The sequence below is a fragment of the Leptolyngbya sp. Cla-17 genome (assembly GCF_016807185.1).
GTDB lineage: Bacteria > Cyanobacteriota > Cyanobacteriia > Leptolyngbyales > Leptolyngbyaceae > ULC077BIN1.
The window spans coordinates 2,050,748-2,066,164 of record NZ_JAEVYN010000001.1 but is presented as its reverse complement, the minus strand read 5'-3'; the positions used below and the strand labels follow the sequence as shown (position 1 = coordinate 2,066,164).

General features: G+C 47.9%; 15 protein-coding genes. 7 read left to right on the top strand and 8 right to left on the bottom strand.

Features of this window, described 5'->3' with window-relative positions; genetic code table 11:
• Positions 1–265: 265 nt before the first annotated feature.
• The 4 genes from murC (at position 266) to JOY44_RS09170 (ending at position 3,981) form a co-directional block, all read left to right on the top strand.
• Positions 266–1,804 (top strand): UDP-N-acetylmuramate--L-alanine ligase, encoded by a 1,539-nt coding sequence (gene murC, locus JOY44_RS09185; RefSeq protein WP_171573810.1) that lies wholly within the window; start codon positions 266–268, stop codon positions 1,802–1,804.
• A gap of 100 nt (positions 1,805–1,904) precedes the next feature.
• A complete protein-coding gene (gene murB / locus JOY44_RS09180; RefSeq protein ID WP_171573289.1) occupies positions 1,905–2,888 on the top strand; it encodes a UDP-N-acetylmuramate dehydrogenase in 984 nt (327 codons plus the stop codon).
• 141 nt (positions 2,889–3,029) lie between these two features.
• A complete protein-coding gene (locus JOY44_RS09175; protein WP_171573288.1) occupies positions 3,030–3,374 on the top strand; it encodes a YbaB/EbfC family nucleoid-associated protein in 345 nt (114 codons plus the stop codon).
• 124 nt (positions 3,375–3,498) lie between these two features.
• Positions 3,499–3,981 carry a low molecular weight protein-tyrosine-phosphatase gene (locus tag JOY44_RS09170; RefSeq protein WP_171573287.1) on the top strand — a complete coding sequence of 161 codons (483 nt, stop codon included), beginning with the start codon at positions 3,499–3,501 and terminating at the stop codon, positions 3,979–3,981.
• A 25-nt stretch (positions 3,982–4,006) separates the two neighbouring features.
• On the opposite strand, the gene JOY44_RS09165 is transcribed toward JOY44_RS09170, so the two are convergent.
• The 4 genes from JOY44_RS09165 to JOY44_RS09150 all read right to left on the bottom strand — a co-directional run bounded on the left by JOY44_RS09165 (position 4,007) and on the right by JOY44_RS09150 (position 6,911).
• Complete coding sequence (locus JOY44_RS09165; protein WP_171573286.1) at positions 4,007–4,669, bottom strand: response regulator transcription factor; 663 nt, start codon at positions 4,667–4,669, stop codon at positions 4,007–4,009.
• 143 nt (positions 4,670–4,812) lie between these two features.
• Positions 4,813–5,490: an urease accessory protein UreF gene (locus tag JOY44_RS09160; RefSeq protein WP_171573285.1), complete on the bottom strand. Its 678-nt coding sequence runs from the start codon at positions 5,488–5,490 to the stop codon at positions 4,813–4,815.
• Positions 5,491–5,511: 21 nt separating this feature from the next.
• Positions 5,512–5,964, bottom strand: a complete 453-nt coding sequence (ureE, locus tag JOY44_RS09155; protein WP_171573284.1) for an urease accessory protein UreE — start codon at positions 5,962–5,964, stop codon at positions 5,512–5,514.
• A 227-nt stretch (positions 5,965–6,191) separates the two neighbouring features.
• Complete coding sequence (locus tag JOY44_RS09150; protein WP_171573283.1) at positions 6,192–6,911, bottom strand: phosphoribosylanthranilate isomerase; 720 nt, start codon at positions 6,909–6,911, stop codon at positions 6,192–6,194.
• Positions 6,912–7,090: 179 nt separating this feature from the next.
• Here JOY44_RS09150 and psaK point away from each other — a divergent pair, with 179 nt between their 5' ends.
• Positions 7,091–7,363, top strand: coding sequence for a photosystem I reaction center subunit PsaK (psaK, locus tag JOY44_RS09145; RefSeq protein WP_171573282.1), 273 nt, complete (start codon positions 7,091–7,093; stop codon positions 7,361–7,363).
• 63 nt (positions 7,364–7,426) lie between these two features.
• Here psaK and JOY44_RS32340 read toward each other — a convergent pair whose 3' ends face one another.
• Positions 7,427–7,954, bottom strand: coding sequence for a type IV pilin-like G/H family protein (locus JOY44_RS32340; RefSeq protein ID WP_281063287.1), 528 nt, complete (start codon positions 7,952–7,954; stop codon positions 7,427–7,429).
• A gap of 216 nt (positions 7,955–8,170) precedes the next feature.
• Positions 8,171–8,344, bottom strand: a complete 174-nt coding sequence (locus JOY44_RS09135; protein WP_171573281.1) for a hypothetical protein — start codon at positions 8,342–8,344, stop codon at positions 8,171–8,173.
• A gap of 82 nt (positions 8,345–8,426) precedes the next feature.
• Between JOY44_RS09135 and JOY44_RS09130 the strand changes: the two genes are divergently transcribed.
• Positions 8,427–10,025 carry an FAD-dependent oxidoreductase gene (locus tag JOY44_RS09130; protein ID WP_171573280.1) on the top strand — a complete coding sequence of 533 codons (1,599 nt, stop codon included), beginning with the start codon at positions 8,427–8,429 and terminating at the stop codon, positions 10,023–10,025.
• Positions 10,026–10,044: 19 nt separating this feature from the next.
• Here JOY44_RS09130 and dapF read toward each other — a convergent pair whose 3' ends face one another.
• Positions 10,045–10,884 (bottom strand): diaminopimelate epimerase, encoded by an 840-nt coding sequence (gene dapF, locus JOY44_RS09125; protein ID WP_197985086.1) that lies wholly within the window; start codon positions 10,882–10,884, stop codon positions 10,045–10,047.
• 157 nt (positions 10,885–11,041) lie between these two features.
• On the opposite strand from dapF, the gene JOY44_RS09120 reads away from it, so the two are divergent.
• Complete coding sequence (locus JOY44_RS09120; RefSeq protein ID WP_171573279.1) at positions 11,042–11,257, top strand: Hfq-related RNA-binding protein; 216 nt, start codon at positions 11,042–11,044, stop codon at positions 11,255–11,257.
• Between the two features lie 131 nt (positions 11,258–11,388).
• Here the strand turns inward: JOY44_RS09120 and JOY44_RS09115 are convergent, their stop codons facing one another.
• Positions 11,389–15,105 carry a pentapeptide repeat-containing protein gene (locus JOY44_RS09115; RefSeq protein WP_171573278.1) on the bottom strand — a complete coding sequence of 1,239 codons (3,717 nt, stop codon included), beginning with the start codon at positions 15,103–15,105 and terminating at the stop codon, positions 11,389–11,391.
• Positions 15,106–15,417: the final 312 nt, after the last annotated feature.

Here is a 15,417-nt window from a genome sequence, read left to right as displayed (position 1 = left end):
GGTCTATTAAAAGACGTTTTCACTAAAAAACCGGAAAAGCTTTGTCATCTTAAGCATCTTTGGCATTAAGAGGCAGACTGCGTCTAGAAAGAAATTTTCGGATAGAAAGAATGAAACCTTGTAGAGGGTGATATAACTTTCAGGACAGCAATCAGTTAGCTATTAGTCTTTTCTAAGAATTAATACTGAATAGGTTAGGTATGCTGAAAAGATTATTCCTGATATGATAGCGCGTGTTATTGGTGTGGTTTGTGAGGATCGTACAATGCCGGTTTCTATAGACTTAAGCGGCAAGCCTTTCCACTTTATTGGTGTTGGTGGTATAGGCATGTCTGCTCTAGCATATGTTTTGGCAAAGCGAAATTTGCCGGTGTCAGGGTCAGATCTTCGCCTTAGCCACATTACCCAACGCTTGCAGGAAAATGGGGTTCATATTTTTTGGAGTCAAGATCCCAGCAATTTAGAGTTTTTTCAGTCCCGTCCTGCCGTTGAAGCGATCGCGTCAGTGGTCGCCGGAACAAATTCAGCAGCGCACACTTCCGCTTCTGCTAAAAATGGTTCATCTAATCGCAGTCAAAAATTAGATGCCCTCCCCCAAGTCATTTGCTCTACCGCAATTCAATCCGCCAATTTGGAATATCAAGCGGCATGTGATTTGGGGTGTTCTATCTACCATCGCTCTGATGTTTTGGCTGCACTGATTCGCGAATATCGAGGAATCGCGATCGCGGGAACTCATGGAAAAACCACCACTAGTAGCTTAGTGGGCTACATGCTGTTGCAGGCGGGTTTAGATCCAACGATTGTTGTCGGTGGCGAAGTGAATGCTTGGCAAGGCAATGCTCACGTAGGTCAAGGTCCTTATTTAGTTGCTGAAGCAGACGAATCAGATGGATCTTTGGTTAAATTGGCTTCGGAAATTGGTGTGATTACCAATATTGAGCTAGACCACATTGATCATTACGCCAGTTTGGATGAGGTGATCGAAACGTTCCAAACCTTCAAGGCTAATTGCAAAACCCTGATCGGCAGCTACGATTGCCCCATTGTGCGCGATCATCTTACTCCTTCAATCACCTACAGTTTAGACCCTCAAGCCAACGCAACCTATACGGTTGACTGCATCTCTCATCGGGGTGGAAGCACGGCTAGAGTCTGGGAGCGGGGTGTCATTTTAGGACAGTTGAATGTCAAATTGTTAGGTCGTCACAATCTCAGCAATGCACTTGCTGCTGTTGCAATAGGGCGGTTATTAGGTCTTAATTTCTCAACTATTTCTCAAGCTATTGCTACCTTTGAAGGCGCTCGTCGTCGGTTTGAGCATCGCGGCGAATATAATGGCATCCTCTTTGTCGATGACTATGCCCATCATCCCAGCGAACTTCAGGCAACCCTAGCGGCGGCACGGCTTAAAGTGCAGGAATCAGGCTCTACCTTGAAGCGAATTGTTGCAATTTTTCAGCCTCATCGTTACAGCCGAACGCAAGCGTTTTTGTCTGAATTCGCGGAATCATTTTCAAATGCAGATGTCGTCATTATTAGCGATATTTATAGTGCTGGAGAGTCCAAACCTGCTGACTTAACAGGTGCAACCCTGGCAAATTTAATTGCCCATCATCAAGATAAAGTCTTCTACCATTCTTCTCTTCAATCAATCCATCAGTTTCTTGTCGAAATTCTCCACCCAGGAGACCTGGCACTGTTTATGGGAGCTGGGAATTTAAACCAGATTATTCCAGAAGTGATGGTCTCTCACCAAAAACTAGAGCAGGAAATGTCACATCATTGGCGTAACCACGCTTAGGACTGCATCGGCAGTTCAACTTTCAGGGCATCGGGTAGCTTGAAATGTTGCCATCAAAAATTCATAAGTTTCTGGTGTAGGGTATCCATTTTAATTAGTCATGACTATTTCTTACGATCCTCCTAAGTTAATTGGGGCGAAGAGTTTAACCCTCACTCCTCAATACCCGTTGAAACCATCTGCTCACCAAATTCGGTTGCCTGAAACGGATTGTCTGATCAAAGCTTATATTCCCTTGGCAACGCTCACTTCATTCCGCGTCGGTGGCCCCGCAGAATGGTATGTGACTCCTCGGACTTATGAAGAATTACAGGCTAGTTTTGAATGGGCACGAACCGAGGGATTGCCCATAACTTTTTTAGGGGCAGGCTCTAATCTGCTAATTAGCGATCGCGGTCTATCAGGACTTGTGGTTGGCACTCGCCGCCTCCGTCAAATTCAATTTGACTCTGCCACAGGACAGGTAACGGTTGGGGCGGGCGCACCTTTACCGCGACTGGCTTGGCAAGTTGCCGGGCAGGGATGGCAAGGGATGGAATGGGCAGTGGGTATTCCTGGAACCGTAGGGGGAGCCGTCGTGATGAATGCAGGTGCCCATGGAGGCTGCACCGCTGACTCACTGCTTAATGCCCATGTTCTATTACCCGATGGCACAACGCGCATCTTTACACCCAAAGAGTTAGGCTATGCTTACCGCACATCAACTTTACAGAGCAAAAACTGGCTGGTGACTCAAGCAACCTTTCAGCTAAAGCCTGGTGCTGATCCTGCTCAAGTAAGCGCTGAAACTTCTATTCACTTAAACCAACGCCGCGCTACCCAGCCCTATCATTTGCCAAGCTGCGGCAGTGTTTTCCGTAACCCTGGTCAGTACAAAGCAGGCTGGTTGATTGAGCAATTAGGACTCAAGGGGTATCAAATTGGTGGTGCTCAAATTGCTCAGCGCCATGCAAACTTTATCCTCAACTGTGGCGGTGCTAACGCAAACGATATTTTTCAACTGATTCGCTATGCTCAGCAGGCAGTGAATCATCAATGGAACGTCTGGTTAGAACCAGAGGTTCAAGTTTTGGGTGAATTTTAGTCAAATCCAGAGTAAGAGTGAGGCTCTACTAAACCATCCGACAGATTTTTCACAAAAGGTTAGAGAAAGTAAACCAGCTTGGTACAGCAGTGCCATAATAAAACTGCTGTTTGTTTTGAACACCTACTTCATTAAAGCGTTATGTCACAAGGACAAGGATTTGGCTTCGGATTAGGCAAAATGAAAGAGCTAGCCGAGGCTTTCAAAAAAGCTCAGCAAGTTCAAGAAGGAGCTAAGAAGCTTCAAGAAGAACTTGAGGAAATGGAGATTGAAGGTGAAGCACAGGGTGGTCTTGTGAAAGTGGTTTTGAGTGGAAATCAGGAACCCATTCGCGTTGTGATCTCACCAGATGTTCTTAGCGAAGGAGCAGATGTTGTTTCCGATTTAGTCACTGCTGCCATGAAGGATGCTTACAGAAAGTCTACTGAGATGATGCGTGAGAAGATGGAAGAACTGACGGGTGGATTGAATCTACCGGGTATGTAACTTTGATCTTGCCTGAAAAGGTTTTGTGGGAGCGCGATCGCCAATTCAACGAGGTTCGTTTGAAACCGGGAAAAATTAAAATCATCCCGGTTTTGTCTTGTTTATATTCAATTCACCTTACTTTATGTCCTACAAACTTTTGTTTGTCTGCTTAGGAAATATTTGTCGTTCTCCTGCGGCGGAGAACATCATGAATCATTTAGTTGAGCAAAACAACTTAATTGGGCAGATCATTTGTGATTCGGCAGGAACTTCTAGCTATCATATCGGTGCTTCACCCGATCAGCGAATGACCTTGGCCGCCACTCAACAAGGCATTGCCATGAAAGGACGCGCTCGGCAGTTTACCAAAGCAGACTTTGACGCATTTGACCTAATTTTGGCAATGGACCGAGAGAACTATGCCAATATTTGTGCGCTGGACCTCACTGGCAAATACCGGAAAAAAGTTCGATTAATGTGCGATTTTTGCACTCATCACACCCTTAAAGAAGTTCCCGACCCCTATTATGGTGGGACAGATGGCTTTAACCAGGTGATTGAGCTGTTGCAAGATGCTTGCTTAGGGCTACTCGATCATGTGAAGCAACAGCTAGCCAAGACTTAATGGAGTAGAGGGCACTCCGCTCTTTTTATACCAAGTGATGATCGATTGCAAAACGCATTAGCTCAGCGCGATTGCTAGTATCTGTTTTGTCGAGTAAGCTGCTGACATATTTTTCAACGGTGCGTGGGCTAAGATGCAGGCGATCGCCAATCTGTGCATTGGAAAGCCCGTCAGATAACAGCATCACTACTTCTTGTTCCCGCTTCGTGAACTTTACTTTGATCGCAGCGAGAGCCGCCAGATTAGTATTTTTCAGCGCTGCATGATCAGCAGAATTAGGGAGTGGCGATCGCGATCGCCACTCCATTTCAATCATTTGGAGGCGCTCCAACAGGTGCCGCACAACTGCGCCCAGTTCTTGCAGTTCAAACGGCTTAGGCAAATAAACATCGCATCCTAATTGATAGCCACGGATGCGTTCATGAGTTTCAGTTCGAGCCGTCAAAAACACAACAGGAAGCAACCGAAAGACAGGCTGCTGACGAACTTGGCGAATGAACTCATACCCATCCATTTGCGGCATCATCACATCGGTCACAATTAAATGAGGCTGAAATTTTTCAACCATTTTTAATGCTTCCTGTCCATTTTCAGCGCGAAGAACCGAATATCCCACTGTCTCAAAGTAGTCGCCAATCGATAGGCGTGTTCCTAAGTCATCATCAGCAATCAAAATTGTTAATGGCATGGATAGAGTGAGCAGCAGGCTAGCTTTTAAAGTATGTCACGCAGTTCTAACAGTATGGCAACCCTGCTGATCACAATTGCAGCTGGAATTTGCCAACTTTTAAGATAGGAAACACTCACTATTGATTGGCATCTGCTTCATATTTAACTGCGGAACAATCGACTATATTGGCGTTCATGAGCCATGCTTGCTAAAGACAGCCCCCAACTACAGCTACATAGATCATCCGTTTGCAGCATGAAAATAGCTTCAGCAGCGCGCTCTAAAGCTGGCTGCATGGTGAGCAGCAGACGTTGTCCTGCTGTTTGCCCTAAGGGAATCAGTTTTACTCCGGCACTGACTAAGTTAGCGATCCAGCTATAAAGGTAGGCAAGCAGAGCAGCTTGTATATCGATTTGGTAATACGCTGCCGCGATCGCATAGGCGATCGCAAAATTACAGCCCTCTTTTTGCAAAGGTTCATAACCATTGATCAGTTCAGGATGTAAATCTAACAGGAGCTTTAGTAGCGATCGCCCCATTTGTAAACTCTGCTGTCTTAACTCCTCCGTTTCTCGTGCCGCTGTCAGCCAGCAATTCCACTTGATCACCGCATCAAAATCTTGGCTACGCGCTCTTTCACAGCTTCGCATCATCACGGCCGCTTCTAAGCGCACCGCCCCCCAGCGCAACTCCTGACTCAACCACTGTGCCAACGTCTCTTGACTAGTTACCTTGCCTAACTCCACCAACGCCTCCAATCCTTCGGAGTAACTATATGCTCCGACCGGAAGTGCTGGGCTGGCAAGCTGCAAAAGATGGAGCAGAGAATCACTGTTCATCGTAGGTTAGGAGTCGGGTTTCTAGTGTTGATGCTGTCCATAGGCTCCGCTTTCGGGCTGGAAGGGTTGGATTTCTTCAGTGATGTGTAAACCCCGATGAATCAAAAGGTTGTGTAGAACCGGATCGGGAGAAAGACGGAGGTAAGTGGAAGCGATTTCAAGGGAAACATGGCGGTTGCCAAGATGGTATGCCGCTTGCAATAGATAAAGCGGAGTTTGAGCAGTAACCGTAAGCACAGGTTCGGGTTTGGCAAGCACCCGAGCGATCGCTCCATCATCAGATTGCAATAAATCGCCATCTCGTAATATGGTGCCTCTAGGTAGCTGTAGATAAACCACTTGCCCATCAGATGTTTCAAAATGGTGACGCGATCGCGTGCGGTCTTCTGCCGTTAGAGGTAGGGTTAGAGAAACTGGCGCATCCGATTTAGTGGTTAACCGTTGAGTAAACGTAGATGTTGCAGGCGATCGCATAAGCGCATCTAAAGTCTTTATTTGACCATCTAGTTTAGTCTAAAACTCCTGCCTGTAGCCGTTACTCAAAAAGTTGATGAGTTTAATGCAATTCAGTAAGACTTCAATGGGATGCTTTTGAGGATTGAAAGGTTTGTTGCACTGAGCCAAGCTCAATGCTGAGCGCGATCGGGAGCTGTTCTGTGGCCAGTCCCAATTCCAATAGCTGCGACACAGCTTCTACTAGTTTATGTGGTTTGATAATCGCGCTGTGAAACATTAAGCGTTGGCTGTAGGGCATTCAGCAGTTGAGCCACCTGATTTAGATTCTTGTTGCCAGGGCTTATTTCAACACCGCTAGAGAGATCAATGCCGTTAGGATTCAAGTAAGCTAGAGCTTCTAAAATATTATCTGGACTCAAACCGCCTGCCAAAAACCAGGGAATGGTAGGGCGAAATTGTTGTAATGCCGACCAATCCAACGTTTTACCTGTGCCGCCTGCAAGTGTTGGATGGTAAGCATCTAAAAGTAGCGTATTGACAGAATTTTGATAAAGCTGTGTGGCTTCTAAGGCTGCCATAGATTGAATGCGGAGTGCCTTGATCAATTCAACCCCTGGAAGGGCCTGACGAAGACGATCGCAGAGTTCCGGGGTTTCGTCTCCATGAAGCTGCACTCCATTTAAGTGCCCAAGCGCAACCACTTGGCAAATTAACTCCAGATCAGCATTGACGAACACCCCAATTCGATCGCAGCAGGGTTTACCAGTCTCCAAATTTATGGGCAGGCTTAACACAACATCTGCAATTTGTTGGGCAGTGACATAGCGAGGAGAGGTTGGCGCACAAATAAAGCCTAAGGCCGTGGCACCCAATTCGGCGATCGCGCGTCCTTGTTCCGGCTGAGTAATCCCACAAATTTTGACTCGTAAGTTTGCTTTTCGATCTTTAGAGAAATTACTCAACATTTCTTAAAATGCTTTTATTTACGCGTGTTTATTATTGCTTTTCCTTTGTATCAAAACATAAATTTATTCATTAATTGATTTAAACAAATAAACCCACTTTGCAATTTGCTCTTCCATAGATTCTTATAATTCTTCTAATTTCAATACTGCGCTTAGCTGTTGTTTTTGGAGATGAAAGCATGTTTTATATGCCATTGTTAGCTGCTGTGCAGGCTCGCTCAACCGATTGGTCTATCGGGGTTGGGATTACAATGCTACTTTGCAATCTGTTTGCGATCGCGATCGGGCGTTATGCCATCAGTCGCAAAGGTGTAGGTCCCAAACTGCCAATTCAATTTCCCGATCCATTTGGGGGTGAATTTGGATTACCCGAACTCTTGGCAACAGCCAGTTTTGGTCACATCTTGGGTGCAGGTGCCATTTTAGGCTTGACTAACGCAGGTATTCTATAACGTTTTAAGACTCTATCTTTAAGCTTTACAGCCCATCTTTGAGATGGGCTTTTTTATGTCTACTCATCTACTTTTTGCTGCATCCTGCGTCCCAGGGGCGCATTCTACAGAGGCTAAATTATAGATTGGAGCAGTGGCCCGACCTTCTTGAGGAAGATCTGCTTTACAGAGAACAGTGTTTAAAGCTGGAGTACCATCACTACCTTGGATGAAAGCGGTCATACCCACATAGGCAGGTAGCTTTGCCGCTTGCGAATCAGCATAGTGAACGGCATAAGGGCTGCCATTGCCGTCTACTTTAATTTCATATTTATAGTTTTTGTGATCGCGAATATGTAGTCCTAAAGCAGCAGGGCTATCTGAAAACCGCGAGTATTCGATCGCATAGGCTTGCTGGGCACGATTGAGCGTACCGATGTAAGTTTTAGCTTCTGCCTGTTTTGCACTATTTGCCCGACTTAAAAAAGTTGGAAGGGCGATCGCGGCAAGCATACCAGTGATTGTAATGACAACCAGTAACTCAATCAAAGTAAACCCAAGGTTACTTTGGCTGGCGCAAGGTAACAATTTGCTGGTTCGTCTGGTCAACACAACCGATTCTCCTGTAAATCCACGGTACTGAATTAAAATCAGATCTCAATAAAAACCTGATACTTCTTCTTACAGGGAATTTTGAAAGAAACAGGAGGCTCGGCGTAAGACTACCGTAAAATTACAGGCAATGCCAGTACTAAATCTGTAAATCTTCTACGTAAATGCTTGCCAAAGTTAGTATAAAGTGTGCAGGATTTTTAGGTCGTTAGATCTCTAACCATCCTGACGATTGATACACCCCGAATTTTGAGCATGTTTGCATACTTTTTGCCAAAGCGTCTCACGGGTACCAGGTGGACCGACAGAAAACAACACGCGATCGCCCCCAACCATTTTGATAATTTTGACACCACACACCCCACATACCTGCATATTCGTTTCAGCCATCGACTTAGGTGAATAAAGAGTGAGAATATTTTCTCATCTCTTTTAGAGATCTACTTTTTTGTCATCTATTTTGATCAACACCATGACCTCTACTACACTTGCTGCAAATCGCACTTATGACATCATTGGTTTTGGCGATGAAGTGCCCGGAGTATTAGCATTGGTAGCGGCATCTAGAGAATACCAGCGGCGCACAGGTAAGAAGCCACGAACCTTGCTCATGTTTAAAGGCAATTCTCAAGAGGGCATTGGTGGACATTTAGTGCGGGGGCGGCTTGCCTATCTCGATCGCAGTCGAGTGCCATTGGATATACGTCAATCGCTGAAACTCGATACGTTTGGTGATCCGTCGGCGTTATATAAGGAGTTTTTGCAGCGATCAGGGGTAATACAAATTGCGCTTGATCCAGCCAAAGCCGATGCTGCCCTGCGTGCCATGCTGCGAGAGGCAGATGTTGATGTGATCAGCCGCTTGGAAATTAAAGCTGTACTAAGAAATGGAACGCAGATCGCAGGAATTCAGCTAACTAAAGGCGAAACCTACTTGGCACGGCAGTTTATTGACTCAACGGTGAATGCAGAACTGGCTCAGTTTGCTGGAGTGAAGAAACTGAGCGGATTTGAAACGTTTGGGTTGCCAGAGTCTGAGTTGCCCGTGACGCTAGTGTTTGAAACAGAAGGATTGACGATCGCGCGGCTGAAAGAAGTGGAATCGATGCTAATTAAACGGTTTTATAACCTAAACGATCGCACTGGACAGGAGCAGCTGGCGATCGCGGCAGGCGGCAACGCCAAACTAGCAGAGCAATTTCGTAAAGATCTAGTTGATGCTTCGGGCAACTTTAGATCCATGTATGTAGGGCAAGACCATATTGATATGCGCTGCTCGGCACTCTCTTTGGCTTATCATGCCTTTCGCGGCAAGCCCCTATCCCTCAAAGGCAGCGGCTTTGCGCTTGATCCAGGCAACATCGCCATTTTGCCTGGAGGAAGACTGTCCTGGAATGCACTGATGTTTTTTACCACAGGTTCCCAAGCAGAAGCGGTAGCACGGGCAGGAGCCAAACCCACCGCGCTGATGGTGGAAGAAATGCAGCGGTTGGCAGGCTGGTTTAAAAGTTGGGGTACTCCAACGGTGCGATCGGCGACTGAACTCTACGTTCGCCACGCTGGAAATATTAGCGATGTCGTTGCTCCGCTAAGTGGAGCCGACATGCTGTGGGGTGGGGTACCTGCCAATCAAGCATTGGCGACCTTTGGCTATCATTTGGATGTGCGCGGCGGGATTGATGGCTTGGGAGCTAAGGCAATGGCAAAAGGCATTAGCAATATTGGTTTCCATACGTCGCCGTTGTTTAACGTAGGCTTTCATCATGCGCTGGTGAAAACAGTTCCCAATCTGGCAGTCATCAGTCCAGCTTCGGGCTTTGATGGCTATGCTTGTTCGGCAGGGCGAATTGTGGAATTTAATGTGGCAGTAGCTCAAAGTGTAGGCATTGCAGCGGCGATCGCCCTACTCAGCAATCGTCCTCTTGCCACCATTACCAATACAGAAGTGCGCCAAGTGCTTGAGCAAACTAAGCAACTGCCTCGCATTTATGGCAAGCCCGATCAATCTGAAGCCTCACGCTTATCTAAATTTGAGATCGCGCTGGGCGACAACAGTGGTGCGATCGCGTAGCCGAATTAATGCGGAGATATTACACTGTGCCAGTGAATACTCGTTCTGCGGGTCCCGTCATATAGAGGTGATTATCCGTTGCTGACCACTCAATCAGCAGGCATCCGCCGGGAAGCTCAACCGTAGCACGGCGATCGCTGCGATCGGTTAGTACGGCTGCCACAAGGGACGCACAGGCACCGGTTCCACAGGCCAACGTAATTCCCGCTGCCCTTTCCCAGACGCGCATCTTCAAATAGTCCGATCGCACTACCTGAATGAACTCCACGTTGATTTTTTTGGGAAACACAGGATGACATTCAATCTGCGAACCAATCGTTTCTAAAGGAACGGCTGCCACATCGTCCACAAATGTAATGCAGTGAGGGTTACCCATGTTGACGCAGGTTACGTCCCAGGTTTTCCCGGCTGCTTCAAGAGGTTGACTCACCACAGGTGCAGTAGGTTGCCCTAAGGTCGTCGGAATTTCTGCCGCCGATAAGATCGGTTCACCCATGTCTACGGTGATCAAGCCATCGGCTGTCAACTTTGGCGTAATCAGTCCGCCTAAAGTATGAATAGTATAGGAGCGCGGCTCGGTGATGCCTTCCAAATCAGCAATGAAGCGAGCCAGACAGCGAATGCCGTTGCCACACATTTCTGGCTCTGAACCATCGCAGTTGAAAATCCGCATGGTGTAATCGGTGCCATTTTGACCCGGCAACGCGAAAATCACACCATCTGCGCCAATGCCAAAGTGGCGATCACAGAGAATCGCGGCTTGTTCTGGCGTAAGGCGAGGTTCATCGGACATACGATTATCAATCAGAATGAAATCGTTTCCTAATCCGTGGTACTTGGTGAACTCGATTTTCATCATGGTCTTATAGATGTTTAAAGAGAGTGCAGTAGTCGAAGAAAAGTAAGCTATAAGTCGTGAGGATAAATAAATTAGAGTTAAAAATTCAGCGTTGTGCTGGGACTCTAAAGTTCAAACCGATTCTCTAAATTCATCCTTTTTTCATGGGGCACCCGTAATGACAACAGAATTAGAGACAGCGCTTCCTAGTATTCGCCAAATTCAAAACTTGATTCGGGAAGGTAAGGAAGTCGAGCTAAAGCTTGTCACAGGCGACTTACTAGCCGGGAAAATCAGTTGGCAAGATAATTATTGTATCTCCCTGACGGATCAGTATGACCAACCCACCATCGTCTGGCGGCAAGCGATTGTTTATCTCAAACCCCGGATGTAAAAGGACTGAATTTACCGAACCACTGTCTTGCTAACCATTGGTGGTGTTGCGTAATACTGGGCGATCGCTATGAGTCAAAACAAAATTCGCTCTGGCTTCTTTGCTGGAACCAAAAGAAGTTGCACACCACGTTAGGTGCTTTTTTCGATCGCACCTAACGTTTTCAAAGTCAAGCGTTGAGCATCAGTTAAGCCGATCGCGTGAGTGAGCGTCATGCCTTCATAAGGTCGGGGAATGTGTAGCGTCAAATGACGATTCCCAGTTTCCACATCAAAAATGGTGCAGATGCCATTGCGACTTCCTACACTGAGCAAACTGCCATCGGGACTGAATAGGAGCGCGTTGTTATAGTCAATTTGCTCTGTTAAAGTTTGCAAACAGGAGCCATTGTTGACATCCCACAGTTTAACAGTGCCATCCAAGCTGGCGCTGGCAAAGCAATGACCTTGTGGATGAAAAGAGATCGCTGCAATACTACCCTGGTGCGCTTCCAATACTTGGAGGCACTCTCCCGTTTCCACTTGCCACAGGCGTAGAGTTTGGTCTTGCCCACCGCTGACCAGCACGGTTCCATCAGGATTAAAGGCGCAGAATCCTAGGCGACCGATATGTCCTGCCAATATCTGTAAACAGGTTCCAGTCGCCAGATCCCAAAGGCGGACGGTAGCATCCCAACTGGCGCTGGCAAGTAGGCGACCATCGAGGCTAAAGGCAAAGGATTGCACCGGATTTTTGTGTCCTCTCAGCACTTGCAAACACTCGCCCGTGTGAATGTGCCACAGGCGCAGGGTGCGATCGCCACTGGCACTAGCAATCCAGGGTTCGGTGGGATGAAATGCCACAAATCGAATCCAGGCAGTATGCCCGTGCAACCGATGCAAACTGGTTTCTTGTTGCAGGTCATACAACCGGATGGTGTGGTCTAAACCGCTGCTGGCAAGAATTTGAGCATCGGGGCTGAGAGCGGCATGAAAAATATCTTGAGGCGGCAGGCGCAGGGTCTTTTGACAGTGCCCAGTCTGCAAATCCCAAAACCGCACCTGGTGATCTTCGCTGAAGGTGAGTAACACCGGCGCACGGGTCGCATTTAGGAAAATCGCGATCGGAAAAGTGGTGTTGTGATATCCCTGTAGAGTCCGGAGACATTGCCCATTCTGGCTATCCCACAACTTGAGCGTTTTGTCTTCACTACCGCTGGCAATTTGGTGACCATCGGGGCTGATGGCAACTGACCAAATCCGATTGTGATGACCGCGCAGGGTGCGAAGTAGATGTCCAGTTTTCATATCCCAACATCTGAGGGTTTGATCGCTGCTGCCGCTGGTGAGTGTGCGTCCATCAGGACTCGCTGCTAAGCTCCAGATGCCGTCTGTGTGCCCATCTAAGCTTGACCAAGTGGCGGCTTGCCAATTCCACAGTTTGATAGCACCATCATCGCCACCGGCTGCCAGCAAGAAAGTGTCGCCGCGATCGCCCTCTAATAGCCTAGGGTTAGGCAGCCATGTTAAGGACAACACGGCACAGCTATCGCGCAAAATTTTGAGACATGTTCCAGCCTGTACATCCCAAATGCGAATGGTGTGGTCAAAGCTGCCGCTTGCCAACAACAGGCGATCGCCCAACCTGCCAAAGGCGACGGTTCGCACGATATCGCTGTGTCCCGTGAAGGTTTGCAGATGGGTCCCTGACTCTGAAAAAAGGTTAATCGTCTGGTCGCTGCTGCCGCTTGCCCAGCAGGTGCCATCATCAGAAAAAGCGACGGCTGAAATACCGCCGGTATGCACTTGAATAGTCTGTAAGCATTGCCCTGTTTGGCTATCCCACCGTTTGAGCGTGCGATCGAGGCTGCCCGTCACCAGCATTCTGCCATCCGGACTAAATGCCAACCCGAAAATCCATTCGCTGTGTGCCTGAAATGCCAGTAGCTGAGTGCTGTCTGCCACGCGCCAGAGATACACCCAGCCGCGATCGTCGCTGGTCACCAGCGTTTGCCCGTCTGGACTGAACGCCAAAGCAATCACACTGCCAAAGGTTTCAGTAAACGTAGAAGCTGTCAAGTCAGCATGGCTAAAATTGACGTGATTGAGCGTCGCACCCCGCAGATCCGCTTGCCAGATCGTCAAACGAGAAAAATCGTAGCCGCTCAAATCTGCCCGAAGATGGCGCAACAGGTTCAGCACGTTACCGCCGATGTAGCCCGTTTGCATCGGTGGTTTTCCCTGAAAAGGGGGAAGCAGTTGAGCCAGGTGAGTGGTCAAATCAACCGTGCCGCAAAGTGCCTGTAGTCGCTGCACCAGTGGATCAAGCAAAAAGCGAGTTTGAGCTTCTCGAATATAATCTTTGGCTTGCGCTTTGATCAGGGCATGATTCCGCAATAGATCGGGAGTTTGATTGATCACTTCGCTACAGAACTCTGCAATCAGGCGGCTGCTGGTGTATTCCAGCACAACAGGCTGAAGTGTATAGCCAGTGCTGCTCATGGGTAGAGGAAGCTTTGCTGATTCGATCAGACTGCGCTGCTTGAGAGAAACCAAGGTTTGGGGGAGTTGAACGCGGGATTCTGACGAGAGCAAATTGGCGTGTAAGGTAGTCAGGGAAACGGGTTCACGGGCGATCGCTAGCCAATACATTACCTCCTGCTCTAAATAAGAAAGGCGACTGAAATGGCGCTCTAGCAAATCTTGAATATCGGAAAAGCAAAAATTCCCCTGATGCATTAAGTCCAAAAAGCGAGTCACATCATTATCCATCAATCCGCGAATGCCTGCTGCCACAATCTTTAACGCCAACGGATTGCCGCCGTAATGCTCAACGATCGCCGCTGATTCCATCCCCGAAGCAGAAGACAATCCAATTCTCGCTAAGACATCCTGTCCAGCACTATTCGATAGTCCTGACAGATTCAAACTCCGCACTTTTTCACCAGCCAACAGCACCACTTCTCGTGGCGGCTCTCGACTGGTCAATAGCAAACAGCTTTGATGCCGCTCTTCACCAATTCGGCGCAGCAGTTCACCGTAGGCTTCGTAACCAGGGCGGTAGGTGCCAAGCGGGACAGAAGAGCGGGGAGAAATAGAATCGAGAGAAGCCTGGGTAGATGGAGCAGTCAGAATAGATTCGGCATTGTCGAAAATGATGAGACAGCGATGATCGCGCAGATGGCGAAGCAGCAGAGACAACTGCTGATCTAGGGTGTCTGGGAGAGCCATCTGAGGCTGTTGGGAAATGAAAGAAATCAAGTCTGCCAGCAGCATTTCTAGAGATGGGGCATTGCGGAGCGATCGCCAAATTAGGCTGCGGAAGGGGGTTGGGAGTTGGGAGTTAGAGGACAAACTATCAGATTGAATGGGTTGCGTTTCTTTCTCCGCTTCCCCCTTTCCCATTCCCCATTTTTCATTCTCTATTGCTCGTTCGATCAGCGTTGCAGTCAGGGTGGTTTTACCGATACCGCCCATGCCGAGAATGGCGATGAGTTTGCAGCGATCGCCCTGAATCCACTGCTCCAAGGTTGCCAATTCATCCTGTCGTCCACAAAAAAAGGAAATTTCGGGTGCTTCACCCCAATCCAAGCAGGGAAAAGCAGTCTGGAGTGAAGGAAGAGGAGGGTGTGATGCAGAGGTAGGCAAAAATTCGGCGATCTCCTGCCAATCGGTCACTCCAACGGCTACACAAATGCGGATGAAGGTATCTGGCTGAATGCGTTCACTGCGCCAAAACTGTTTCAAACAGGCCACGCTGGTAAGTGCGGCTTCGCTCCAACTAATGGATTGGCGGTTCCAACCTTTGCGTTTACGCGCCTGGTCAATCAGTTCTAACCCTTGTGCCGACGCTTTGAGAGCTCCTTCCATAACCTTCTATATAGATAATTGGCTTATTTAGAGGATGCACACAATTTTGCTCAAAATTGACGCTGGCAGGCTAGTTTTGAGGATGCAACTCGTAATGACGAGAACCAGGCGTCTGTCGTTAATAGGCTTATTATCTGGCTCACCACGCCCTCAACAGTAGAGTTTTCGGAAACAACTTCACTTTTTTGGCAGAAACATCCTAATGGCTATCGGGCATTGCTGATTATCAAGGGCGATCGCGCTCTTTCAACTCGCTTGTGCTAAACCTACGACCTCTGGCAAGCGATCGCTCTTTTCTCATTCAAAAACTAC

Bases quoted from the DNA above. Each gene is read 5' to 3' on its own strand.
- ureE (WP_171573284.1), bottom strand. From the start codon at position 5,964: ATGCGATCGCCTGCAACATCTACGTTTACTCAACGGTTAACCACTAAA.
- JOY44_RS09160 (WP_171573285.1), bottom strand. From the start codon at position 5,490: ATGAACAGTGATTCTCTGCTCCATCTTTTGCAGCTTGCCAGCCCAGCA.
- JOY44_RS09120 (WP_171573279.1), top strand. From the start codon at position 11,042: ATGACAACAGAATTAGAGACAGCGCTTCCTAGTATTCGCCAAATTCAA.
- JOY44_RS09115 (WP_171573278.1), bottom strand. From the start codon at position 15,105: ATGGAAGGAGCTCTCAAAGCGTCGGCACAAGGGTTAGAACTGATTGAC.
- murB (WP_171573289.1), top strand. From the start codon at position 1,905: ATGACTATTTCTTACGATCCTCCTAAGTTAATTGGGGCGAAGAGTTTA.
- murC (WP_171573810.1), top strand. From the start codon at position 266: ATGCCGGTTTCTATAGACTTAAGCGGCAAGCCTTTCCACTTTATTGGT.
- dapF (WP_197985086.1), bottom strand. From the start codon at position 10,884: ATGATGAAAATCGAGTTCACCAAGTACCACGGATTAGGAAACGATTTC.
- JOY44_RS09130 (WP_171573280.1), top strand. From the start codon at position 8,427: ATGACCTCTACTACACTTGCTGCAAATCGCACTTATGACATCATTGGT.
- JOY44_RS09150 (WP_171573283.1), bottom strand. From the start codon at position 6,911: ATGTTGAGTAATTTCTCTAAAGATCGAAAAGCAAACTTACGAGTCAAA.
- psaK (WP_171573282.1), top strand. From the start codon at position 7,091: ATGTTTTATATGCCATTGTTAGCTGCTGTGCAGGCTCGCTCAACCGAT.
- JOY44_RS09135 (WP_171573281.1), bottom strand. From the start codon at position 8,344: ATGGCTGAAACGAATATGCAGGTATGTGGGGTGTGTGGTGTCAAAATT.
- JOY44_RS09165 (WP_171573286.1), bottom strand. From the start codon at position 4,669: ATGCCATTAACAATTTTGATTGCTGATGATGACTTAGGAACACGCCTA.
- JOY44_RS09175 (WP_171573288.1), top strand. From the start codon at position 3,030: ATGTCACAAGGACAAGGATTTGGCTTCGGATTAGGCAAAATGAAAGAG.
- JOY44_RS09170 (WP_171573287.1), top strand. From the start codon at position 3,499: ATGTCCTACAAACTTTTGTTTGTCTGCTTAGGAAATATTTGTCGTTCT.